The 26,005-nt window shown below is 38.6% G+C and carries 17 protein-coding genes; 15 read left to right on the top strand and 2 right to left on the bottom strand.

Going from position 1 to position 26,005, the window contains the following annotated elements:
* The first annotated feature begins 169 nt into the window (after positions 1–169).
* The 3 genes from ACK2WI_RS17000 to ACK2WI_RS16990 all read left to right on the top strand — a co-directional run bounded on the left by ACK2WI_RS17000 (position 170) and on the right by ACK2WI_RS16990 (position 5,189).
* Positions 170–2,476, top strand: coding sequence for a hypothetical protein (locus tag ACK2WI_RS17000; protein WP_409151688.1), 2,307 nt, complete (start codon positions 170–172; stop codon positions 2,474–2,476).
* Positions 2,477–2,670: 194 nt separating this feature from the next.
* On the top strand, positions 2,671–3,789 hold the full coding sequence (locus ACK2WI_RS16995; protein ID WP_409151687.1) for an acyltransferase family protein: 1,119 nt from the start codon (positions 2,671–2,673) through the stop codon (positions 3,787–3,789).
* Positions 3,790–4,019: 230 nt separating this feature from the next.
* Positions 4,020–5,189 (top strand): acyltransferase family protein, encoded by a 1,170-nt coding sequence (locus ACK2WI_RS16990; protein WP_409151686.1) that lies wholly within the window; start codon positions 4,020–4,022, stop codon positions 5,187–5,189.
* Positions 5,190–5,269: 80 nt separating this feature from the next.
* Here ACK2WI_RS16990 and ACK2WI_RS16985 read toward each other — a convergent pair whose 3' ends face one another.
* Positions 5,270–5,431 carry a hypothetical protein gene (locus ACK2WI_RS16985; RefSeq protein WP_169919020.1) on the bottom strand — a complete coding sequence of 54 codons (162 nt, stop codon included), beginning with the start codon at positions 5,429–5,431 and terminating at the stop codon, positions 5,270–5,272.
* A 360-nt stretch (positions 5,432–5,791) separates the two neighbouring features.
* On the opposite strand from ACK2WI_RS16985, the gene ACK2WI_RS16980 reads away from it, so the two are divergent.
* From ACK2WI_RS16980 to ACK2WI_RS16945, 8 genes are read left to right on the top strand one after another with little or no spacing between them, the layout of a single operon-like run.
* On the top strand, positions 5,792–7,438 hold the full coding sequence (locus ACK2WI_RS16980) for a ribulokinase (protein ID WP_409151685.1): 1,647 nt from the start codon (positions 5,792–5,794) through the stop codon (positions 7,436–7,438).
* Positions 7,431–8,123 carry an L-ribulose-5-phosphate 4-epimerase gene (locus tag ACK2WI_RS16975; protein WP_093099207.1) on the top strand — a complete coding sequence of 231 codons (693 nt, stop codon included), beginning with the start codon at positions 7,431–7,433 and terminating at the stop codon, positions 8,121–8,123. Before ACK2WI_RS16980 ends, ACK2WI_RS16975 begins: the two co-directional genes overlap by 8 nt.
* A 28-nt stretch (positions 8,124–8,151) precedes the next feature.
* The gene (gene araA / locus ACK2WI_RS16970; protein ID WP_409151684.1) at positions 8,152–9,648 is read left to right on the top strand and encodes an L-arabinose isomerase; all 1,497 of its coding nucleotides are present in this window, start codon (positions 8,152–8,154) and stop codon (positions 9,646–9,648) included.
* A 31-nt stretch (positions 9,649–9,679) separates the two neighbouring features.
* Complete coding sequence (locus ACK2WI_RS16965) at positions 9,680–11,377, top strand: sodium:solute symporter family transporter (protein ID WP_093099205.1); 1,698 nt, start codon at positions 9,680–9,682, stop codon at positions 11,375–11,377.
* Between the two features lie 19 nt (positions 11,378–11,396).
* A complete protein-coding gene (locus ACK2WI_RS16960) occupies positions 11,397–13,346 on the top strand; it encodes a glycoside hydrolase family 97 catalytic domain-containing protein (RefSeq protein ID WP_409151683.1) in 1,950 nt (649 codons plus the stop codon).
* 18 nt (positions 13,347–13,364) lie between these two features.
* Positions 13,365–13,577, top strand: coding sequence for a DUF3823 domain-containing protein (locus ACK2WI_RS16955; RefSeq protein WP_409151682.1), 213 nt, complete (start codon positions 13,365–13,367; stop codon positions 13,575–13,577).
* Positions 13,578–13,613: 36 nt separating this feature from the next.
* Positions 13,614–15,545: a family 43 glycosylhydrolase gene (locus tag ACK2WI_RS16950; RefSeq protein WP_409151681.1), complete on the top strand. Its 1,932-nt coding sequence runs from the start codon at positions 13,614–13,616 to the stop codon at positions 15,543–15,545.
* A gap of 12 nt (positions 15,546–15,557) precedes the next feature.
* Entirely contained in the window at positions 15,558–18,062 is a 2,505-nt protein-coding gene (locus ACK2WI_RS16945) for a sugar-binding domain-containing protein (protein ID WP_409151680.1), read from the top strand.
* Between the two features lie 86 nt (positions 18,063–18,148).
* Here the strand turns inward: ACK2WI_RS16945 and ACK2WI_RS16940 are convergent, their stop codons facing one another.
* Complete coding sequence (locus ACK2WI_RS16940) at positions 18,149–18,862, bottom strand: NrtR DNA-binding winged helix domain-containing protein (protein ID WP_093099196.1); 714 nt, start codon at positions 18,860–18,862, stop codon at positions 18,149–18,151.
* 316 nt (positions 18,863–19,178) lie between these two features.
* On the opposite strand from ACK2WI_RS16940, the gene ACK2WI_RS16935 reads away from it, so the two are divergent.
* The 4 genes from ACK2WI_RS16935 (at position 19,179) to ACK2WI_RS16920 (ending at position 26,001) form a co-directional block, all read left to right on the top strand.
* Positions 19,179–21,359, top strand: coding sequence for a PQQ-binding-like beta-propeller repeat protein (locus tag ACK2WI_RS16935; RefSeq protein WP_409151679.1), 2,181 nt, complete (start codon positions 19,179–19,181; stop codon positions 21,357–21,359).
* Entirely contained in the window at positions 21,356–21,796 is a 441-nt protein-coding gene (locus tag ACK2WI_RS16930; RefSeq protein ID WP_409151678.1) for a c-type cytochrome, read from the top strand. Before ACK2WI_RS16935 ends, ACK2WI_RS16930 begins: the two co-directional genes overlap by 4 nt.
* A gap of 328 nt (positions 21,797–22,124) precedes the next feature.
* Positions 22,125–24,494 carry a PSD1 and planctomycete cytochrome C domain-containing protein gene (locus ACK2WI_RS16925; protein ID WP_409151677.1) on the top strand — a complete coding sequence of 790 codons (2,370 nt, stop codon included), beginning with the start codon at positions 22,125–22,127 and terminating at the stop codon, positions 24,492–24,494.
* 28 nt (positions 24,495–24,522) lie between these two features.
* On the top strand, positions 24,523–26,001 hold the full coding sequence (locus ACK2WI_RS16920) for a DUF1501 domain-containing protein (RefSeq protein ID WP_409151676.1): 1,479 nt from the start codon (positions 24,523–24,525) through the stop codon (positions 25,999–26,001).
* Positions 26,002–26,005 lie beyond the last annotated feature (4 nt).

Genomic DNA, 26,005 nt, shown 5'->3' with positions numbered 1-26,005 from the left:
TTTTTATTGAATTGGATTCCAGTTAGTTGAAAAAAAGCTATATTATGAAAATGTTAACCTTTGAAAACTCAGAAAATAGCTATTATAAATGAAGTTTAACTTTCGTATTTTGCTATAGGAATTAGTGTTGATCAAAGCTTAACATATTGTTAGCATTAAAGGCAAATAGATGAGTTACGAAGAATTAGAGCAGTTATTTTATGCTGGGGAATTGGATTTGTGTATCAGCGAGGGGGAGGAATATTTATTGGATAATCCCAAGGATACGGATGTTCTTTTCCTGATGTCGATTGCACATCATGATAGAGCTTTAGAAGAAGGTCCAGATGAAGCATATAGAGTAATTCATAAGTATGTAATTCCATACTTGAAGCGTGTGTTAAATTATGAACCCAATAATCCAAGGGTGCTATATAATCTGTTAAATTATCAATTAGGCAATCAGTATGTTTTAGAGCAAATCGCTAGGCCAAATATTGATTTAACACAGAAAAACAAGTCTGAGCTGCTTGAATATGCAGAAAGGCTTAAGCAAGATCCATTAAACAAAGTTTTTGGATTGGAATTCGAAATCAAGATTTATGAGATCTTGAAAGAGGATGAAGCTCTATTGAAGGCTCTAAATGAAGCAATATCTTTTTTTGAAATTGAATTTGCAGAGAATAGGGAATTGAAAGACCGGAATATATCGATTTGCTGGATTAAGAAGATTTATTTTCTTGATCGAGATGGTGTAACCGAAAAATCGGCAATAGCAGAACAAATCGATAAGGGGATTTTTGATTTTGTAAGTCCTCAGGATATCGAATATTTAGATTTGGCTGAGATAGCTTTTGAAGCTAATGCATTAGATGTGGCTTTAAAAGTACTATTAAAGTTGATAAAAGGAGATAATCATGAACCGGAGGTGCTGGAGGGTTTTTTGAAGTGGCACCAAAGATTTAAAGAGCAGATCGAACTTGGTTATACCAATCCCGAAGTATTCTATTATCAATTGATTATTGAAAGGAATTATTTTGAAGCATTAGAAGTTCCTGAAGATTATTACTATCAACATGGATTGGAAATCTTAGGGAAATATCCCAATAATTTTGCGGCAAATCATTTCGTGGGTACCTATTTATATGAAATGGGCAATTTTGATGAAGCCTATTCTGTTTTGAAAGAAGGGGTAAGTATCCATCCTGATGTGACTACTTGGCGCAGAATGGTTGAATCTCAATTGTTGTCCACTGGGTTGGTTGAGCAAGAGGTTCCCGTGTTTTCAAGTTTGCCTAGAGACATCTACAACGAAGGGGTTAATTTGGATGACTTCCTGAAAAACATGGCTGAAGATGCCATAAAAGAGGCTTTGAGGACACTAGATGTTAAGCTTTATCAACAATCCTTTGATGCGTTTAGAAAGTATTTTGAAGATTTCGCTTACGAAAGTGACTTTTATGGTGATGAGCATTGCTGGGCGATGTGTTGTAATAATCTAGCGATCGTTTATACCGTATTAGGGAATTACCAAGCCGCTGTTTTAGCGATTGAAGAAGGGATGAAACATTCGGAGTTTCCTGAACTGCACCATACCTTGATAGATGCACTTTTAAAACAAGAAGATTTTCAAAAAACCCATAAAGCCTTAGAGGCTTATTTTAGCATTTATGATGAAAAAAGTGCTTCATTCTATAGGCATTTGCAGCATAAAGCAGATTTGGTGATTGTAAATCAAAAATTAGAACTGTCCTCTGATATCAAGTGGGATGCGGAGGAGTTGCTCTTTGAGATTTACGAACATTATAATGAGAACCCGGATATATCTGATTTTGACTTCAGAGACTTTGAGGCAGCTAAAAATACAGTTGAATCTATCTTATACCATGAGTTAGGAAATAATACAGCTCCAGAAAGAATAAATTATTATTCAATTATTGCTGAAAAGTATCCAGATGAAGCCAATCCACAATATAACTTAATGCAGGCGTTTAACGAGCTAGGGGATTATGACCAAGTGAATAAATCTGCAAGACTTTATCTAGAAAATAAAGCGTCTTTTTTATTGAATGATTTTGATAAAGCAAAAACTATCTATTTGATTGTAAAAAGCCATTATCTTTTGAGTCAATATAGGGAAGGGGCAGCCATGTTCAGTGATTATGATGAGTTTTGCTTAGCAACGTTAGAGTGTAATGAATATGTGCTGTGGCTTAGTTATGGAATCAAATTATATGATAAGCAGAATGACCTGAGTCAAGTGAATGGATTGGTGGATAGATTTCTTGAAATCTATAAGGTTGAGGAATGGGCTTATGATAACTTATCAGAAGAAATTTTATTGGCCAAAGCTCATGTGAATTACCAAAAAGGATACTTAAAGGACGCTCATAAAATTTTGGATTATATCTTGTCCTACGATGATCATAATGCAATTGCTGAACATTTTAAGCAGACTTGGAAAAAGCCAGGATTGTTGTCGAAGCTAGGGTTTTAAGGAGCGAAAAAAAATCGCTATGTTTTTTTGGTAAAGGTTTATTACACGAATTCTATTATGTGTAATATTGCTTGATTTTTGGAAAGAAATAATGTCTTGCAAAAGGCTTGTGCCGTTATGCACGCTTATTGAAATGCCAGAATTAACTATTAAAAAAAATATTTCCCTTATTGTACCTTGTTAATTATTCAATTATGAATAGTGAAAAGCTGTCGAAGGTTATCGACACGATGAGAATGCCCTTGATTTTCTTGGTGATAATTGCTCATTTGGCGCCATTTACCCAACCAGTCATTAAGTTAAATATTTCTCCCAATGACACTTATGTCTTGGTTTCGGAGATGTTTTCCCACCATATTGCGAAGTTTTCTGTCAGGTGTTACTTCTTGGTTTCAGGTTTTTATTTTTTTAAGAATTATTCTGGAGAGCTGATTCCTTTTTATAAAAAGCAGTTAAAAAGTAGGTTTAGAACAATCGTCAGTCCTTACTTCATTTGGATAATAATTACTTCAATTGTGATTTTTTCAAAGAATATGGTTTTTGTGAAGCTGGGAAAACCTATCGATGAGGATTTTGGAGTATTAATGAACTCGGGTTGGTATCATAATATTTGGGAAGTGCCCATTAATTTTCCTTTGTGGTATCTCCGAGACCTAATTTGTATGGTCCTTATTTCCCCTTTGATTGTATTTTATATTAAGTATTTCAAAGGCTTTGGTATTATTACCCTAGCTATTCTATATCTGGCTCTCATTGAGATTCCAATACCTGGATTAAGTATGACGGCTATATTTTTCTTTAGCTTAGGAGCCTATTTTTCTTTAGAAAAGAGAGATATGCTACAGCTGTTTTCGAAAATCAAAATCACTGCCTATGTGGTTACTTTGTTATTTCTTATTTTATCCTTGAAAACCAATGGTACAGATTATCATGAATATTTTTTGAGAGTATTTATTTTGACAGGAGTAATTTCAACGTTTAATTTATTTTCATTTCTCAATGGTAATTTTAAGGGGATGAATAGGTTAACTGGCTTCAGTTCCCTATCCTTTTTTATTTATGTAGCCCATGAGATCTATATTATAGCCTGGTTGAAGGGATTTTTCTTCAATCACCATTTATTTGTCGATGGTTGGGAAAGGTTTATTGCTTACTTTATTATTCCAATATTATGTGTTGCAGTGTGTGTTGTAATTTATTTTATTATGATGAAAGTTATGCCTAAGGTCTTTGTTTTCTTATTAGGAGGCAGGGTTCCAAATTATCACCGCATTGAATCGACTAAATCCCCAAAAATCTTTAAGGCTGGATAATTTTCAACGATAAGTTAGGTCTTATCTCATCTTTCCTGTTTAAGGATGTTTTCATAAATATTTTATTTATTGGTATATTTTTTTACCTTAATAAGTTAATAATAACTAAATAATTAAAAATAATTCATACTTTGGTAATGACTATTGTTTGTTATAAAAAAAATAAACAGACATGTCTGACTTGTGTGTCTAACAGCTCCTTATGAATAATTTTCTCTTAGGTCTCACCTATGAGGATTAATAAAAAACGTGAATCAGGTTTAACAATGCTAAATAATAAGCTGTCGAAAATAATCGACACAATGAGATTGCCCTTGATTTTTATGGTGGTTATTGCTCATTTAGTCCCTTTTACTCTTCCAGAAGTAAGTTTTGGTCTCAGTGGTAATAATATCTATACATTGATATCTGAATTATTCTCGCATCATGTTGCAAAATTGTCTGTGAGATGTTATTTCTTAATATCTGGTTATTATTTTTTTACTCATTATTCAAGAGATTTAAAATCCTTTTTGAAAAGGCAATACAAGAGCAGATTAAAAACTTTAGTGATTCCCTACCTGATTTGGAACATCATTACGGTGATTGCAATTCTTTCTAAGAATAAGATATTCGTTTTTATGGGATTGCAATATGATGAAATCTACCCTGGAATTATGAGTTCTAATCTATATAAGATATTATGGGAGGGTCCAGTGAATTTTCCTTTGTGGTTTATCAGGGATTTAATTTGCATGGTTCTGATCTCACCAATAATATTATATTTTATCAGATATTTTAAGCTCTTTGGAGTAATTCTACTAGGAGCTCTTTATGTATTTGTCATTGAACCTCCAGTCATTGGTTTTAGCATGACCGCAATATTCTTTTTTAGTCTGGGAGCTTATTTCTCTTTAGAAAAGCAAGATTTATTGAAGTTATTTGAAAAGATTAAGCTGATTTCATTTTTATTGATGCTGGTGTTTTTATTCCTTGCTTTAAAAAATAATGGAAATGAAAATCATGAATTTTATGTAAGAATATTTATTTTATTTGGTGTTATTTCAATTTTTAATCTCTTTTCGTTTTTAAATAATAGATATGTAATGATGAATAAATTGACAGGTTTTAGTTCCTTGTCTTTTTTTATTTATGTTATTCATGAAATATATATAATAAATTGGTTAAAAGGATTCTTTTTTAATTTGCCAAGCTATGAGTTGCTTTGGGTTAGATTTATAGTTTATGTATCAATTCCAATTATCTGTATGGGTATTTGTTCGATGTTATACTTTTTGTTGATGAGAATTATACCTAAAATTTTTGTTTTTAGTCTTGGAGGTCGCTTGCACAATTATCAAAAAATTATCGATAAGAAGGCAGGTGAAGTCAATAACTTGGAAAAAATAACAGTGGGTTAGCTAAATCTGGAAAAATAAAAAAGCGACAGGTCATTGTCGCTTTTTTATTGATGCAATTTCAAAATTTTCCTCAAGAGAATTTACCAATCGATATTTCTATTGTCGTCATCTTCTTGAATCCATTGTTCTTCCATGAAACCATTTTGATTCCGAGGATCAACTCTAGCCGAACCTGCTGCAATTCCTTCTTCGGTATATATTAAAGTAACCTCAACCTTAGGTTGCTTATATTCCTTTTTCATTTTAATTGTTTTAATAGCTGTGTGTATTCTATTATCACTAACAAATAGTTGGGTGACTATTGTAGAGTGTACAAATTTAATGCTATTGAACTTTCTCTTAAGTTGATTTTAGCTATTAAGTTTTAATTGTAGTGTATGGTCTACACTTATCACGTGATATTTTATCCCATTTAGTTAAATCAATTATTAAGAATTTACAAAATCTCATTAGCAATAAAATATTTTGAATAATTAAGTGTTAAAATGACGTTAATTAAAATTTTTACATATATTGCATTACGAAATGTGAAAATTTCATGAATCAACCATCTGGTTTGATCGATTATAAACTATCTAATTTACCAACAACAGAAATTCAAAATGCGAGGAAATTATGTCATAGGGATAGATTTTGGTACAGATTCCGTCCGCTCTATTTTGGTTAATGCTAATAGTGGAGAGGAAGTCTCTTCCGATGTGTTTTACTATCCAAGGTGGGCCAAAGGGCTTTACAATAATCCTGGAAAGAATCAATTTAGGCAACATCCCTCAGATTATATCGAAGGAATCAGCTCAACCATTAAGAGATGCCTAGAAAAGGCAGGTCCTGAAGTTGCTTCGGAAGTAGTCGCTATTTCTGTAGATACAACTGGGTCCACTCCAATTGCAGTCAATAAGGATGGCGTTCCGCTTTCCTTATTGCCGGAATTCGCTGAAAACCCTAATGCGATGTTTATCCTTTGGAAGGACCACACCGCTGTGGCCGAGGCAAAAGAGATAAACAACCATGCAGAAAAGTATGAAAATAACTACTTGAAATATGTTGGAGGGGTATATTCTTCAGAATGGTTCTGGTCTAAAATATTGCATATTTCTCGTGTAGATGAGGTTGTTAGAAGCCATGCCTATACTTGGATCGAGCATTGTGATTGGGTTCCATTCCTTTTGACTGGAGGGAATTCTGCTGATGAGATCAAGAGAGGGGTCTGTGCCGCAGGGCACAAAGGGCTTTGGGCAGAAGAATATCAGGGTTATCCCCCGAATGAGTTTTTTGAGGAATTGGATCCCATATTGAAAGGACATGTCGAGAAGTTAGGAGCTGAAACAGTTTGTTCATCTGAATCTGTTGGTACTTTATCAGAGGAATGGGCTGAAAAACTAGGGCTTAGCACGCAAGTAAAAGTTGGGGCTGGTGCTTTTGATTGTCATATGGGAGCCGTAGGAGGTGAAATTGAACCTTATTTCTTGAGTAAGGTAATGGGGACATCGACCTGTGATATCTTGGTAGTACCTGGTGAACTTGATTTTACTGTTGAAGGGATATGCGGGCAAGTGAATGGTTCGGTCATTCCAAAAATGATAGGCTTAGAAGCAGGGCAATCTGCTTTTGGAGATGCTTATGCTTGGTTCAAAGATCTATTGATGTGGCCATTGATAGAAATTTTTGGAAAAGACAATGAACAAGTGAAGCTTGCGGAAAAGAAGATTATCCCAATGCTTAGCGAAAAGGCGAGTTTGATTACGCCAGCCCTTTCCCAACCTTTGGCAATTGACTGGTTAAACGGCAGAAGAACTCCTTACGCCAATCAAAATCTGAAATCTGCATTCTTTGATTTGAATCTATCCACTGATGTGATTTTATTGTTTCGTGCAGTGGTAGAATCCACCTGTTTTGGAGCAAAGAAAATTGTGGAATGCTTTGTTGATCAGCAAATTCCAGTGAAAGGAATAATCGCTTTGGGTGGAGTAGCGAAGAAATCTCCATTCGTTATGCAAATGATGGCCGATATCATCAACATGCCAATTAAAGTTCATAAATCTGAACAAACTTGTGCATTAGGAGCTGCCATGTTTGCCGCAGTGGTAGGAGGCATCTATCAAACCGTAGAAGAAGCGATGGAGAAAATGGGACAAGGATTTGATGTGGAATACCAACCTAATCCTGATTTTGCTCCTATCTATGCAGAACGATATAAAAAATATAGCCAACTATCTGATTTACTAGAAAATAACCTATACCATGTATAACAGAATTAAACAGGAAGCATACGATGCAAACATGGAATTACCCAAACTGGGCTTGGTTCTATTTACATTTGGTAATGTTAGTGTCGTAGATAGGGAAAATAAAGTCTTTGCTATCAAGCCAAGCGGTGTGCCATACGAAGACCTAAAACCTTCAGATATGGTCATAGTCGACTTTGATTCAAACATAATTGAAGGCGATCTTCGACCATCTTCAGATACCAAAACCCATGCAGTTCTTTATAAAGAATGGGAAGGCATTGGGTCAATTGTTCACACGCATTCCACCTATGGAACCGCCTGGGCGCAAAGCAATAGAGACATTCCAATTTATGGAACAACCCATGCAGACCATCTTACAAAGGACATTCCATGTGCTCCGCCGATGCACGATGACATGATAAAGGGGAATTACGAATATCAAACTGGATATCAGATTGTTGATCATTTCAGGGATTGCCATTTAGATTATAAGGAAGTGGAAATGATGTTGGTGGGTAATCATGCGCCATTCTGTTGGGGAAAGGACGGGAAAAAAGCAGTTTACAATGCCGCGGTATTGGAGTATGTAGCAAAGATGGCCTTCTTAACCGAACAGATTAACCCTGAAGTGCATCGGATGAAAGATTCATTAATTAACAAGCATTATGAAAGAAAGCATGGAAAAGATGCTTACTATGGACAATAAATCATCAATAACCCTAAAAAATAATTACATGTCTACCTTAAAAAATTTAGAAGTTTGGTTCATAACTGGAAGTCAAGATTTGTACGGAGAAGAAACCCTAAAACAAGCCGCAAATCATTCCAAAGAAATAGCAGCCTACTTTAATGATCATTCAAATATACCGGTTAAAGTAGTTTTTAAGCCAATTGTTAGGAATTCTGAGGAAATCTTCGCTACAATTTCTGAAGCGAATACCGAGAAGGATTGTATCGGAATCATCACCTGGATGCATACATTTTCACCTGCAAAAATGTGGATTCGAGGTCTGCAAGCCTTGCAAAAACCGCTTTTGCATTTACATACGCAATACAATCGCGATATCCCTTGGGATGCGATTGATATGGATTTCATGAACCTTAATCAAAGTGCTCATGGCGATAGAGAATTTGGTTTCATTGTATCTAGAATGCGTATTGGTAGAAAAGTCGTTACAGGTCATTGGCAAGATGAAGAGGTTATTTCGCAAATCAATGTTTGGTGCAGGGCGGCTGCAGCATGGCATGATTGGCAAGGAGCTAAATTTGTCCGTTTTGGAGATAATATGCGATATGTTGCCGTAACGGAAGGTGATAAAGTGGAGGCCGAGATTAAATTCGGATTCTCCGTGAATACACATGGAATTGGGGATTTGGTCGCTGAAATTGATCAGGTATCCGAGAGTGCAGTTAATGATCTTGTAAAAGAATATGAGCAATCCTATATTCTTGCTGAGGATGTTATGGAAAATGGTATAAACAGAAAACAAGTCGTGGAGGCCGCAAGAATTGAACTTGGATTACGATCATTTTTAGAAAAAGGAAATTACAAAGGTTTTACAGATACTTTTGAAGATTTGCATGGCATGGTACAATTGCCAGGTTTGGCTGTACAACGTTTGATGCAGGATGGATATGGTTTCGCTGGTGAAGGTGACTGGAAAACTCCTGCAATGGTAAGGGCATGTAAAGTGATGGCAACGGGTTATGAGGGGGCAAATGCTTTCATGGAAGATTATACTTACCATTTCGATCCAAAGAATGAAATGGTCCTGGGTTCACATATGTTGGAAGTAGATGCTTCTTTAGCTGCAGAAAAACCGAGGTTGGAGGTTCACCCATTAGGAATTGGAGGCAAATCCGATCCAGCTCGTTTAGTATTTAATTCCAAAGGCGGAAAAGCCTTGAATGCTGCCCTTGTGGACATGGGCGATCGTTTCAGATTGGTTGTAAATACAGTAAAAGGAGTGGAAATCAAAGAAAATCTTCCAAATCTGCCTGTAGCTCGTGTATTATGGCAGCCGGAACCAGATATGAAGACAGCCTGTACGGCTTGGATTTACGCAGGAGGGGCCCACCATACTGTTTACAGCCAGAATTTAACGACAGAATACTTGGCAGATTTTTCCAGAATAGCTGGATTAGAATTAATCATAATTGATGAGTCAACCAATCTCAAAGATTTTGAAAATAACTTAAAATGGAGTGAGGCGTTTTTCAAACTTCAATAATCAACAATAACCAAAAATAAACCTTAAAATCATGGAAAAATTCGCAACAATTGACTACGTCATATTCTTGATTTACTTTATCGTAGTCTCAGGTTATGGATATTGGATTTATAGAAGGCAGAAGTCAGCAAGTGAAAGCAGTAAAGATTATTTCTTAGCAGAAGGATCCTTGACTTGGTGGGCTATTGGGGCCAGCTTAATTGCCTCCAATATCTCGGCAGAACAATTTATCGGCATGAGTGGGAACGGCTTTACGGTAGGTATTGCAGTTGCTGCCTATGAGTGGATTGCTGCCATAGCGTTGATTATTGTTGCGGTATGGTTTATTCCGGTCTATCTGAAGAATAAAATATTTACCATGCCTCAGTTCTTGAAGCAGCGGTATAATGAAACAACAGCCCTTATCATGGCCATCTTCTGGCTATTCCTCTATGTATTCGTCAATCTGACCTCCATTTTATACTTAGGAGCATTAGCGATCAGCAATTTAGGCGGTGGTGAGAATTTCCATATCATTATGCTTGCACTTGCGGTGTTTTCAGTAATTATCACTCTAGGAGGCATGAAAGTTATTGGATTCACGGATGTGATCCAAGTTGTAGTTTTAATTATTGGAGGCTTGGCAACCACTTATGTAGCATTAACCTTGGTGTCCGATCATTTTGGCTTAGGAAAGGATGCCTTAGCGGGCTTTAAACAATTGATGGTGGATTCACCCAAGCATTTTAACTTGATTGTGGATAAACCTACAGAACAGAGCACGCAAGAGGAAATCAATAAGTATCTCATGTTACCGGGTATAGGCATGTACCTTGCGGGAATATGGATTGTCAATCTAAATTATTGGGGTTGTAATCAATATATAACGCAACGCGCTTTGGGAGCAGATTTAAAGACTGCGAGGACAGGTATCTTATTTGCAGGATTCTTGAAATTACTGATGCCTATCATCGTGATGCTTCCTGGGATTGCAGCCTATGTACTCTATAAAAATGGAGCATTACAAGAAGAGATGGCTCCAGGAGGGAATTTCAATGCTGACAATGCCTACTCGGCAATCTTAGGATTCCTTCCTAATGGCATGAAAGGTCTTTCCTTGGCAGCTCTTACAGCGGCAATTGTGGCCTCATTGGCTGGAAAGGCTAATAGTATTGCGACCATCTTTACCATGGATATTTACAATAAATACATGGATAAGAATGCTTCGGAAAAGAAATTGATTAAAGTAGGTAAGATCACAATTGTTGTCTCCATCATTGTTTCATTATTATTTACCTGGGATGATCTTTTAGGAATAGGAGGCGCAGGTGGATTTACCTTTATACAAAAATATACAGGCTTTATCTCTCCAGGAGTTTTCGCCATGTTCTTATTGGGAATGTTTTGGAAAAGAACAACCGGTTCGGCGGCTATTGCAGGTTTGATTACTGGATTCGTTTTGTCTGTGGTTTTCAACAACTATGCCCCGGCATGGTTCGGCCATGAAACCTTTCTATATACAGCATATCCAAACGCACAAGGTAACTATGAAATACCTTTCCAGATCTGTATGGGACTAGCTTTCCTATTTACCATGATTGTGATGGTTTCCATCAGTTTATTGGGACCTAAAATTAATCCTAAAGGTTTGGAGCTGGACAGAAGAATGTTCAAGCTGGAGCCTTCTGTAACCGTTATGGTGGTAGTTACTATCCTTCTTGTAGGAGCTTTATACGTTAAGTTTTGGTAAACTAAAAAATTAAATCATTATGCTATCGTTATTTTCAAATACCAAGTTCTGGATCCTGAGTTTATTTCTTTCCATTTTTAGTTTAAGTGAAACTAAGGCACAATCACAACTAGAAAGTCCAGATGGAAGGATTAAAGTTGAAGTCCAATTGAATGAGAAAGGAGAACCCTCCTATGCTGTTAAATTTGAAAATAAGGTAGTTTTAGGAAGTTCAAAATTGGGATTGATGGTAGGCGATGAATCTTTTTCTTCTGGCTTATCACTTGTAAATAAATCCAAAGTAAATACAATTAATAAATCTTATGAGAGCATAAATGCCAAACGAAGGCTCAATGAATATCAAGCAAATGAGCAGTTGATCAGTTATGTTAACAAACAAAAACTTAAGTTCAATATCCGTTTCCAAGTTTCCAATGATGGTTTGGCATTTCGTTACGAAATCCCCCAAATAGATCATGAAAAAAGGTTGCTAAAAGCAGAAAGAAGTTCCTTTAAGTTTCCTAAGACTGCAATTGCATGGTTACAGCCCATGGCTATTGCAAAATCTGGCTGGGAGCAGACAAACCCATCCTATGAGGAACATTATTATCAGGAAATAAAAGTAGGTTCCCCTGAACCTACCCATACCGGTTGGGTATACCCGGCACTTTTTAAAGTTGGAAATACTTATGCCCTAATTTCCGAATCTGGTTTGGAACCAAATCATGCTGCCAGCAGGTTAGACCCTCAGTCCGAAAATGCAGAGTATAAGATTGCCTATGCAGGGATTAAGGAAACCATTATGAACAAAGAATTGGAAACTGTTGTTGAAGGCGATTTCCACAGTCCATGGCGTTTAATTGCCGTAGGGACATTGGGCACTATAGTGGAGTCCACATTGGGTTTAGACCTTGTAGATCCTACGATACAGATCGACCAAAGTTTTATTAAGCCTGGGAAGTCTTCCTGGAGCTGGATTAATAGCAAAGACGAGTATATCATTTATGATGAGCAGAAGAAATATATTGATTTTGCTGCTGATATGAATTGGCAATATTGTTTGATCGATGTGAATTGGGATAGAAATATTGGCTATGAAAAAATTCAGGAATTGGCCGATTACGCCAAAGAGAAGAATGTAGGTTTGATTTTGTGGTATAACTCTGCTGGAGATTGGAATACTGTGGGCTATACCCCCAAAAATAAATTATTAACCTCTGAAGCTCGAAGAAAGGAGTTTGCAAAACTTCAAGAAATGGGAATCAAAGGAGTGAAAATTGATTTTTTCGGTGGTGATGGAAAATCAGTCATTGCTTATTACCACGAGATCCTTCGCGATGCTGCAGAGCACAAACTATTAGTGAATTTCCATGGAGCTACCTTGCCAAGAGGCTGGTCAAAAATGTACCCTCACCTAATGACGGTCGAGGCAGTGCGTGGTTTTGAAACCGTGACATTTACTCAGGACGATGCCGATAGGCAGGCCGAGATTTGTGCCACATTGCCATTTACTAGGAATGTTTTCGATCCTATGGATTATACCCCCATGAATCTTTATAAAGTTAGCTCGAATGTAAAGAGAAAAACTACTTCTTCCTTTGAGCTGGCGACTTCTATTTTGTTTTTGTCGGGCATCCAGCATTTTGCAGAATCTCCAGAAGGAATGACTCATGTACCAGAATTTATTAAACAGTTCCTACGCGATTTACCGGTAAATTGGGATGATGTCAAATTCATCCAAGGTTACCCGGGAAAAGAAGTTGTGATTGCAAGGAAATCAGGGAATAAATGGTATGTGGCTGGTATAAACGGTGAAAACAAAGAAAAGCAGATCACAGTAGACCTTTCTGGCTTGGCTACCAAGGGAAAGATAAAACTCATTACCGATGGCAATAATAATGCTGAGTTTAGAACACAAGAGTTTGATGTGAAAGATCAAAAAACTATATCATTGAAACCTAATGATGGATTTCTTATGGTATTGGACTAACCATCAAGTTCCCTTTATATGAGTGGTAGAGCCATATTGGATCAGGTGGACAATCAGTTTAATACTGACCTGAACGCTGCAAAGATCAAATTGGGTGCTACAAACACTTATACCGTTGATATCCCAGAAAATCTTGCCAAATTGGATGGGGTATTTGTAAGAGTGGGACTGAAGTCAAACTCTTCAGGTGAATATAGTTACTCACAGGCACAAAAACTCTCAGCAAATTAAAATTAATCATAAATAACTAAACACAAAGACCTTAAAATGCAACTTAACCGGATTTATTATTTTCTCACACTGTTACTATGTACAGCAGCATTTTCTAGCACTTCAGCTCAACCCTATAAATCGGGCCCTGCTGAAAAAGATTTTGTTGCTTATCTTTTTACATATTTCAAAGGAAATGCTGTGCAAGATGAAGCAGTATGTTATGCGATAAGTACGGATGGGTATAATTTCAAGGCTTTAAATAATAATAATCCCATTCTGGATTCCGACAAGATCAGTTCTACTGGAGGTGTCCGTGATCCCCATATTTTAAGAGGTGAAGAGGGTAAGTTCTATATGGTGCTGACCGATATGACATCGTCCAAAGGCTGGGATTCGAATAGAGCGATGGTTCTGCTCCAATCTGATGATTTAATTAATTGGAAGCATTCCATTATCAACATTCAAAAAAGATTTCAGGGCCATGAAGACCTGAAAAGAGTTTGGGCCCCCCAGACAATTTTCGATTCTTCTGTTGGAAAATATATGGTTTATTGGTCAATGCAACATGCTAATGGCCCTGATATTATCTATTATGCCTACGCGAATTCCGATTTTACAGATTTTGAGGACGTGCCTAAGGTTTTGTTCACACCCAAAAACAAAAAGTCTTGTATTGATGGTGACATCATCAATAAGAATGGTTTATACTATATGTTCTATAAAACGGAAGGCCATGGAAATGGAATTAAGTTGGCAATCACAGATTCCTTGACTTCAGGAAAATGGATTGAACAACCGGGATACAAGCAACAGACTCGAGATGCGGTAGAGGGTTCTAGCATATTTAAGATGAACCATTCTGACAAGTACATCCTGATGTATGATGTATATGGAAAGGGCAAATATCAATTCTGCGAAACTTGTGATTTGGATGAATTTAAAGTTATTGATCATAATATCACTATGGATTTCCACCCAAGACACGGAACCATTATACCGATCTCAAGGGATGAGCTGGTTAATCTTACCACAAAATGGGGTGTTCCCTCTGGGATTGAAATACCAAAGGCCGTAAATCCGGTTCTCAAAGGATTTTACGCAGATCCAGATGTGCTCTATTCCAACAAGACCAAAAAGTATTATATCTATCCAACAAGTGATGGTTTTGATGGTTGGGGTGGGTATTATTTTAAAACATTTTCATCTGATAACTTAAAAGATTGGAAAGATGAAGGAGTCATCCTTGACTTAAAGAAGGATGTTTCATGGGCAGATCGGAATGCTTGGGCGCCAACAATAACTGAGAAAAAGATAAAAGGACAATACAAATACTTTTACTACTTCACAGCAGCACAAAAGATTGGTGTCGCTACTTCGGATAATCCAACCGGACCATTTAAGGATTCTGGAAAACCATTAATTGATTTTAAACCTGAAGTAGTAAAAGGTGGTCAAGAGATCGATCCAGCTGTATTTAATGATCCGAAATCTGGAAAGAGCTATTTATACTGGGGGAATGGCTATTTAGCTGTTGCTGAGCTCAATAAGGATATGGTTTCTATCAAAAGAGAAACCGTAAAAGTGATGACACCATCGGATGGAACCTTTAGAGAAGGCATTTATGTAATTTATAGAAATGGAACCTATTATTTCCTTTGGTCTGAAGATGATACGCGGAGCGAGAATTATAGGGTAAGATATGGTACCTCCAAATCTCCTTTTGGACCGATCGACATTAAACCCAATAATTTGATCCTCGCGAAAGATTCAGCCCAAGGAATTTATGGAACAGGACATAATTCTGTCCTGCAGATCCCAGGCAAAGACGAATGGTATATAGTGTATCACCGCTTCAACTATCCTAATGGTATCCACATGGGCGATGCAGCTGGGTTCAACCGAGAGGTGTGCATAGAAAGGATGTATTTTGATGAAGAAGGGAATATCAAGCCTGTTAAACCGACTCATCAAGGAATTAATGATTAATAGCTAGAAATCATGAATCAAGGAAAGCCTTTATTAATTATTTTTCTACTGTATTCGATTGCTCTTTTCCAGTCAACTGATTTGATTGCACAACCTGGCTTTGGGAAAGCTGAAAAAATTAACAGCGATTGGTTCTTTTCACTCCAAAGGGATAAAAAGATCGATGAAAACAGTATTCGTGATAAATCTTGGAAGGAAGTTCGGATCCCGCATGATTGGACAATAAAGCAAGCCCTTAGCCCTACATTGGCTAGTGCGACAGGTTATCTTCCTGGTGGTATTGGCTGGTACCAAAAAGAAATTGAAATTCCGGCTGAAAAAGCTGCTGAACAGGTGTTTTTGTATTTTGAAGGGATTTATAACCGGAGCGAGGTATTTGTCAATGGTAAATCAGTTGGCAAAAGACCAAATGGTTATATTTCTTTTTCCTACGATATCAGTCCATTTATTAAATATGGTGAACGGAATGTAATCTCAGTAAAGGTTGACCATAGTAAAGATGCAGATTCTAGATGGTATACCGGTTCAGGTATTTATCGGGATGTCTGGTTGGTTTATGCCAATAAAGTGCGGTTAGACCAATGGGGCGTTTATGCTTACCCAGAACTGCAGAATGGAAAGTCTGAACTGAATGTTCAAGTTCGATTAGTAAACGAAACGGACAAGTTGGAGAACCTTTCCATAGAAACGGAATTGTTTGATCCTCAAGGAAATTCGGTATCAAAAAAAGTCTCCAAAACTAAATTAGGAGCCTCCGAAAAGAAAGAAGTTTCGGTTCAATTAGCAGTCAAGAAGCCTGAGCTCTGGACTTTGGAGACTCCAAATCAATATATCCTGAAAACGAAAGTATTGGCGGGGAATAAAGTTCTTGATCAGTCTGAAATTAAGACCGGTTTCCGAAAGTTAACTTTTGATCCCAATAAGGGTTTTGCTTTAAATGATCGATGGTTGAAAGTGAAAGGGGTGTGTATTCACCATGATGCTGGAGTCCTAGGTTCTGAGTTTTATCCAGAAGTGTGGAGAAGGAGACTGATGACACTTAAGGAGGTTGGTGTTAATGCTATCCGCACTAGCCACAACCCTCAAGCCAGTTCATTATATGCTCTTTGCGATGAATTGGGAATATTGGTCCTCAATGAAGCTTATGATGAATGGGAGTTCCCAAAAAGAAAATGGTTGGAAGGTTGGAACGAGGGCGTTCCTGGATTTCAGAGTTCAACGGATTTCTTTGGGGAATGGGGCGAGAAAGATTTAATAGATATGGTAAAGAGGGATAGAAATCATATTTCGATTTTTGCATGGAGCATCGATAATGAAGTCGATTATCCTAATGACCCTTATTCTCATCCTATCTTGGATGGCAAAAAGGAGGGTGGATTCACCCAAGCCATATATGGCGGTTATAAAAAGGATGCCCCAGATGCAAACCGCTTAGGTGCTATAGCCAAGAAATTGGCGGCTGCAGTCCGATTATATGATAAAAGCAGACCAGTAACCGCTGGATTAGCTGGTGTCGCCATGTCCAATGAAACGGAATATCCAGACGCACTTGATATTGCAGGATATAACTATACTGAGGGTAAGTATAAAGAAGACCATGTTACCTACCCTAACCGCGTAATCTATGGCAGTGAAAACCGACATGACCTAGAAGCTTGGAAAGCCGTACAAGACAATGACTTTATTTTCGGACAGTTTTTATGGACTGGGATAGATTACCTAGGGGAGTCAAGGAAATGGCCATCCAGAGGGTTTTATTCAGGACTAATGGACTTTGCGGGTTTTATTAAACCTAGGGGATACTTTCGCCAATCTTTATGGGCTGAAAAACCAATGGCTTATCTTGGGACGTATCCTATTCGCCAAAATGAAGATGGATTGGACAAATGGTCTGCCCAAGAGAATAAATATCTGCCAAATCCAGCAGGAGCGCCCTGGATGGATGCTCTTCCGAATTGGAATTATAAGGAAGGCCAACTCATACGAGTTGTCGGCTACAGCAACGCCCCGAAAGCCTTACTACTATTAAATGGCGAACAAATAGGGTCGATAAAAACTTACGATACTAAAACAGGCATCTATTTCTGGGATGTTCCTTTTAAGGAAGGTAAATTGGAGATTGTTGGATTAGATAAGGATGAAAATAGGGTTTCACATGCTGAGATCAAAACAAGTGGACCAGCAAAAAGAATAAAAATCATAGGTCCTGATCTTATTGAAATCAATAAAAATGATGGAATAGCACAGGTCGTCCTACAAATTCAAGATCAGGAAGGAAATGATGCTTTTCTTGCCGAAAATGAAATTACCTGCCATATTCTTGGTGATGTTCGATTATTGGGGATGGAAGCGGGGAATAATACGGATATGGCCGACTATACAGACAATAGACAGCGCGTATTCCATGGGAAAATGATTGTTTATCTACAGGCTAAACCGGAATCAACAAACTCGGCATTTGTTAAGTTTTCCTCTGACTGGTTGGATGCAGCAGAGCTTGAAATTAATTTTAAATAAGCAGATCTTTCAAAATCGGACTGCCCCTAAATGTTTCTAAATTTTGGGGCAATCATTCAAGTAAAGCTATTAATTCTTCACTTGTATTAAATCCCCATATCCTGTGCGGACCAGCTTGGCAGGTACCGTAGGAACGACATGATCTGATCCTTATAGATATCCTTATTCAACACATAATAAAAGGCCCCTTTTTTAGAATTCTCCTTATCCTTTTCGTTTAATTTTATCAACAGATTAGAAGAGAGTAATTTCCTGTTGAAATTCCTTTTATCGATTACAATATCATAAACAGCCTCATAAAGACTCGATATTTGTGGCAAAGTGAACTTCTCTGGCAATAATTCAAACAAGATAGGGTAGAGGGCAGCCTTACTGCGTAATAAACGTTTTGCAGTATTGATCATTTCTACATGATCAAATATTAATGGAGGGTAGTCATCAATTGGGAACCATTTCGCTTTGAATTCTTCTGAAAGGATATGTTGGTATTCCTTGCTGTCTATCAATGCGAAATAAGTGATGCTCACCACTCGGCCATGTTTTTCTCGATTGGGCTTGCCAAAAACAGCTGATTGTTCCATGTACACATCGTTCAATCCCGTTAGCTTGTACAAAATCCTTGATGCAGCCTCATCCGGGCTCTCATCAGGCTGTACAAATCCGCCCATTAAACTCCAATTATTGATTTCAGGTTCAAAGCCTCTCTTGATCAGTAGGATTTGTAAAGATTCACCATCAAACCCAAAAATGATACAATCTACTGCCAGGAGTGTGCTTGGTTCATCCTTATAAAATTCCATATACTTTTTTTCCACTAATCTAAATTTGGCATTTTCATCTTATCCACCAAATTGATGTCTAGCCAAAATACAAAATTTAATTAAAAATATTAAAATTCAATTGTTGTGGTATTTTCTTGCTTAGGTTTAAAACTTTCTTATTCGCTCAAAATATGCCTTTTCTACTGCTCAGGTATTAAAATCCTGTTATAATTGGTTAAATTAAGGTCAGCAGCTTTCTTTTCTATTTTCCTTTAAATTATTTATTAATTTAGGGTAACCTAAATCTTACTCCGTACCCATGAATTGCAGACCTAATAATAATCATTTTATAAATATGTTTTCCTATTTATTTGGAATCCTACTGCTCCTCCTCTTCGTATGCTGTAGCGGGGAATACAAGGATTTAGGAAAACAATACAAAAGTTGGACGGTTGCAGGAGGGTCAAAGGAAAACATTAAATATGCTGATCTCCAGCAAATCGATACCCAAAATGTGAAAGATTTAGAAGTCGCATGGATTTATCATTCTGAAGGTGCTGATAGTCTAAAATTCAGTCCTATGGAAACTAATCCCATTATCGTCGACAATATCCTATATGGCGTTTCTCCAAAAATGAAGCTATTTGCCTTAGAGGCTGGAACTGGCAAGGAAATCTGGGTTTTTGATCCCCGAGATTCCTTGAAAACCGGGAAATGGGTCCGTAATAGCGAGAATATGAACCGAGGGGTAACTTACTGGTCTAGTTCAGAAGACAAAAGGATTATCTATACCGTGGGACCTTATGTTTATTCCATTGATGCCGTCTCTGGAGCATTAATTAAAACCTTTGGCGATCAAGGCGGAATTGACCTAAGGAAAGGCTTAGGTCGCGACGAAAAGAAATCCAATATGACTCCAACATCACCAGTAATAGTCTATAAAGACCTCTTTATAGTAAGTGGTCAGGTTGATGAGGAAACCCCTGGACATATCCGCGCTTTTGATGTAAGGACTGGCGAACAGCTATGGATATTCCATACCATTCCCCATCCAGGAGAATTTGGTTTTGATACCTGGAAAGATAGCACCGCCTATAAGACGAAAGGGTCTGCAAATGCTTGGTCCGGCTTTAGCTTGGATGAAAAGCGAGGATTAGTTTTCGCTGGGATAGGAAATCCGACCAATGATTTCTATGGCGGAAAGCGTTTAGGGGATGGCCTATTTGGAAATTGTATTTTGGCTTTAGATGCCGAAACCGGAAAAAGGAAATGGCATTTCCAGACTGTACATCACGATGTATGGGATATGGATCCATCCAGTGCGCCTATTTTGGTCACTTTAAATAAGGAGGGGAAGAAAATCGATGCCCTTGTACAAACCACCAAGACTGGTTTGATTTTTATCCTCGACCGTGAAACTGGAACTCCGATCTATCCCATCGAAGAGCGTGTTGTACCTACCTTCGGAGCTGTTGAAGGCGAGGTCCTTTCCCCAACACAGCCATTCCCTGTAAAACCAGCTCCATTTGCGAGGCAAGGAATGACAGAAAAAGACCTCAACTCCTTGGTATCGCCCTCATCCTATGAGGATATAAAGAAAAGATATGCATCCTATAATTCCCATGGCATCTATACGCCGCCATCCATCAATGGAACAGTGATCTTTCCAGGTTATGACGGAGGTGGAGAATGGGGTGGACCTTCATTCGATCCTCAAACGGGGATTCTCTATGTCAATTCAAATGAAATGACCTGGGTGCTCAACCTGGTCAAATTGGAAAAGACCACAAATACCAAGAAAACAAACCTTGAAGCGGGAGCTATTCTCTATAAAAAACATTGCATGTCGTGCCATGGACCTGAAAGATTAGGTGCTGGAGATTATCCTACGCTGATTGGTGTGGATAAGAAATATAGCCTCATAAAATTCAATGAGCTTTTATCTACTGGAAGACGGATGATGCCGCCTTTTAATCATTTGAGCTTAGCAGAAAAAAATGCAATCGCCTCCCTAGTTCTTGAAATGGATAAAAAGCAAGTTGGAATATATGCAGGCAAACCTGAAACGCTAGAAATTTCATCTGGAGAAGAAAATGATAGTCCAGATTATTCCTTCACGGGCTATAATAAGTTTCTGACCAAAGAAGGCTATCCCGCCGTCAATCCACCTTGGGGAACCCTCAATGCCATCGACCTGAATACAGGCGAGTATGTCTGGAAAATTCCATTCGGAGAGTTTGAAGAATTGAAGAAAAAAGGAATTCCAACCACCGGAAGGGAAAATTACGGCGGATCTGTCATTACCTCTGGTGGATTGTTGTTCATCGCCGCTAACTCCGATGGGAAGTTCCGGGCAATCAATAAATCTAATGGCAAAATTCTATTCGAAACAGACCTGCCAGCGCCTGGAGTCGCTACTCCTGCAACATACGAAGTCAATGGAAAGCAATTCGTTGTTATAGCCTGTGGTGGCTCAAAATGGGGTGGAAAAAAAGGAGATGCTTATGTTGCCTTTGCCTTACCTGATAAAAAATGAAAAATTCAATAAGAAATATCCTCTATGTTACGGCTCTTTCGATCCTTTGCTGGTCTTGCCAAGAAAGGGTTGAGAAGAAAACGGAAGTATCCCAAGCAAAATCACAGAAAGCACGAGATGAGTACATTCGGGCTATTGCTGGCGAGGATGAAAAGCTAGATTCTGCAGCATGGCAAAAGGGGGAAGTCCTGCTTTCCTATTCAGATTGTTATACCTGCCATAAAGAGAATAAAAAAGTGTTAGGGCCGTCTTTTCAGGATATTGATCTCCGCTATCCAAGACAACAAGTATTTATAAAGATCTTAGCGCAGAGAATCATTCATGGAGGCTCGGGAGCTTGGGGACATGTTGCAATGAAAGCGCATCCTAAACTATCGGCAGAGGATGCCGAGGCCATGGTCACTTATATTCTTTCTTCCCCGTCAAAGCTTCAATAAGCTTGGCCTAACTTATTGGCATGTAACGTAATAATTACGCGTATTTTCTCTTCAATTCAATTAATCTTTCCTTTTGTTAAAAAATTGTACTAACTTAATTCCAATAACCAGTTGATTCTGAGTAAACGAATGGAAACATTTGGCTCTGAAGAAACTTAAACCTTATACTACACCCTCAAAAGGAGCTTTGGTTCCAAATAAAAACTATCATCAAAATGCAATCTATGATTGTGTTGGATATCGACTGTAAAAAATTCTTTTTCCCATGCTAACCGGGATAAGGGATAGATCGATGGTTTTTAGGTAATAATTTGACTAAACATAAATTATGATGTGTAGAAAAAATCTAGTTTCAAAAAAATCACTCACTATTGCTGCGGTATTTTCAGTCTTCGGCCTGTTGATCCTTCTATTGCCCATGTGCCGTCCTAGTGCTGAATCAGACGGGGCAGATGGGGGTAGTTTTGTCCTGCCAAAATATGTAGACTATAATTATGATATCAAACCCATCCTTTCTGATAAGTGTTTTGCCTGCCATGGTCCAGATAATAACACCCGTGAAGCAGGTTTAAGATTAGACACCGAAGAAGGTGCCTATAAAGCCCTTGCCGAAAGTCCCGGAAAACATGCTGTGGTTCCCGGAAAGCCTCATATCAGTGAAGCTTTCCTTCGAATTACCTCGGATGATGAATCCATTAAAATGCCACCAACAGCAGCTAATTTACCATTGAGCAATTTTGAAATCGATTTGATCGAGCGTTGGATTGAACAAGGAGCTGTCTATAAGCCGCATTGGGCATTTACTGCGCCTAAGAAACCAGAAGTGCCACAGCAGGATAAAATTAAATGGGGAAACAACGAGATCGATAATTTTGTGTTGGATAAAATGACCAAATCAGGGTTCAAGCCTAATCCTGAGGCAGATAAGAATAGACTCCTGCGCAGGGTGAGCCTGGATTTAACTGGCTTGCCTCCTGACGAAAAAGTGATGGAACGCTTCTTAAAGGACGATTCACCACAAGCTTATGAAAAACTGGTCGATGAACTTATGGCTAGTCCTGCCTTTGGCGAACAAATGGCTTTACATTGGATGGATGTTGCTCGCTATGCAGATTCTTATGGCTATCAAGATGATGATATCAGGACCCAGTGGCCTTGGCGAGATTGGGTAATCCATGCCTTTAATGAAAACATGCCTTATGACCAATTCGTCACTTGGCAATTGGCAGGTGATTTACTCCCAAATCCAAATAAAGAACAAATTTTAGCTACTGCATTCAATAGAAACCATAAAATCACCGAAGAAGGTGGCGTGGTGGAGGAGGAATACCGGGTTGCCTATGGATTGGACAAAACCAATACTTATGCAAAGGGTATTTTAGGAATTACCATGGAATGTGCGCAGTGTCATGACCATAAATATGATCCTTTTACCCAAAAGAACTATTATGGAATGTACGCCTTCTTCAATAATTCCTTAGAAAAAGGCTTGGAAGGATTAGTGAATTCAGGACCTTCAAAAACTCCGAGACTGACTGTGACCCAAGAGGACATCAAAGGAATCCTCAATTTCATCAATCAAAATGCCGATGATGGGGATGTTACTGTTTCGGTAATGGGGGAAAGAGATAGTATCCGTCCTACCTTTATTCTGGATAGAGGAGTTTATGATGCCCCTACGGTACGTGTCTATCCGCAAACTCCAGAAGCGGTGTTGCCTTTTGATAGCACCAAGTATGCCTCCAATAGATTAGGCTTGGCGCAATGGACCTTCAGTGATAAAAATCCTTTGACCTCTAGGGTCTTTGTGAACCAAATGTGGGCACTTATCTTCGGACGTGGATTGGTGGCTTCTGTTGCTGATTTCGGAAATCAAGGCGATCTCCCAAGCCACCCAGAACTCTTGGATTGGTTGGCGGTTGACTTCCAGCAAAATGGCTGGAACATTAAGCGACTGATCAAACAACTGGTCAGTACAGCCACTTATAAACAGTCTTCTGTCATTGAACAAAAACACTTGGAAAAAGATCCTGATAATATCTACCTGGCTCGGGCGAAAAGGTTGCGATTGCCCGCACAGATGATTCGAGATCAGGTCTTGGCGACCAGCGGTTTGTTGAACCGGAAAATTGGCGGTCCGAGTATCAAACCTTACCAACCTGAAGGAATTTGGGAGATCAGCAGTTCTGGTCGTGGTGCTTTGGCGCAATATGTACAAGACCATGGACAGGATCTTTATCGCAGAGGGATGTATGTCTTCTTTAAATTGACCTTGCCTCCGCCTAATATGCTGATTTTTGACGCCAGCAATCGAGATGCTTGCGAAGTCCAAAGGCAAAGGACCAATACACCGCTGCAAGCATTGGTCATGATGAACGATCCGGCCATTTTGGAAGCCTCAAGGATCTACTCCACGAATCTCATGTCGGATCAGCCAAATCTTAAACAGAGCGATTATATCAATAAAGTTTTTAAAAGGGTGCTCTGTCGAGAACCTTCAGAAAAAGAATTGGAATTGTTAGGGTCTTATTATCAAGATGAACTTACTCGGTTTACACAAAATAAAAAAGATGCAGCCTCTTTCTTGAATGTTGGAGAAGCACCGCAGGATAATTCTCTACCGAAAGAGAAGTTGGCCGCATTGATGTCGGTCGTACATGCCATTTATAATCTGGAAGAAACATTGAACAAAGGATAGGGTCAAGGGAAATACAATATTGATAATCATGAGAAAAAAGACAGATAATAACTTAGATAAAGAAGTAAAAGAAGCTCAGCTGTTTCAAAACCGCAGACAATTTTTATCGAGTTTAAGCATAGGAATTGGAAGTATTGCCTTAGGATCCTTATTGATTCCAGACCTCTTTTCAGGCAAACCTGGAAGCCAAGAAGCTTTTGAAAAAGCCTTGCCCCATTTTGCCCCAAAAGCGAAACGGGTTATTTACCTTTTCCAATCCGGTGGGGTTTCCCAATTGGAATCTTTTGACCATAAACCCAAGTTAAGGGAAATGATTGGGCAAGATCTGCCTGAATCCATCCGCGGAGGTCAAAGATTGACCGGTATGACTGCCAGACAAGCTACCTTTCCACTTGTAGGTTCTTATTTTGATTTTGCCCAATACGGACAAAGCCGAGCTTGGGTAAGTAGTTTATTTCCCCACATGGCGAAGATTGTGGATGACCTTTGTATCATTAAATCCATGCATACAGATGCCATTAATCATGACCCGGCAATCACTTTCTTCCAAACAGGCTCTCAGCAAGGGAGCCGTGCAAGTATGGGTGCTTGGTTGAGTTATGGGCTGGGCAGTGAAAACCAAAACTTGCCAGGCTTCTGTGTATTGGTTTCAAAAGGCAAAGGAAACGGACAAGGAGTCTATTCTAAACTTTGGACAAACGGTTTCTTGGATTCTGTGCATCAAGGAGTGCAATTTATGGGAGGTCCAGACCCGGTGCTTTATCTCAATAACCCTGAGGGAACGGATAAGATGAGCCGTAGAAAACTATTGGATAAGCTTGCCGAATTGAATAGCATGCAATTCGAAACCTTTAAAGATCCAGAGATCACGGCAAAGGTCCAGCAATATGAAATGGCCTATAGGATGCAGACTTCGGTGCCGGAAGTAACCGATCTGTCCAAAGAGCCTGACCATATCATCAAAATGTATGGACCCGAGTGTTTGGTCCCCGGAACCTATGCAGCAAATTGTCTATTGGCTCGAAAGCTTTCTGAGAATGGAGTGCGTTTCGTGCAACTCTACCATCAAGGATGGGATCAACATGGAGGTCTTCCAAATGAAATGGCTATGCAAGCCAAGGATGTGGATCAAGCTTCTGCAGCATTGGTTTCCGACCTTAAGCAAAGGGGGCTCTTAGATGAAACCCTGGTGATATGGGGCGGAGAATTTGGCCGAACTAACTATTGCCAAGGTGGATTGACCGTGGATAATTATGGTCGTGACCATCACCCACGATGCTTCAGCATTTGGATGGCAGGCGGGGGTGTCAAGCCCGGGATGGTCTATGGTGAAACGGATGAACTGGGCTACAATATTGTAAAAAACCCAGTGCATGTGCATGATTTCCATGCTACCATTTTACATACACTTGGTCTGGATCATGAAAAACTAACCTTTAAGCATTTGGGAAGAAGATATCGGTTGACCGATGTAGCGGGTAATGTAGTCAAGGATATCTTAGCATAAACGG

The sequence above is a fragment of the Sphingobacterium sp. BS-2 genome (assembly GCF_046161205.1).
In the GTDB taxonomy this organism is placed as follows: Bacteria; Bacteroidota; Bacteroidia; order Sphingobacteriales; family Sphingobacteriaceae; genus Sphingobacterium; species Sphingobacterium mizutaii.
This window is presented reverse-complemented; position numbering and strand designations above follow the sequence as displayed.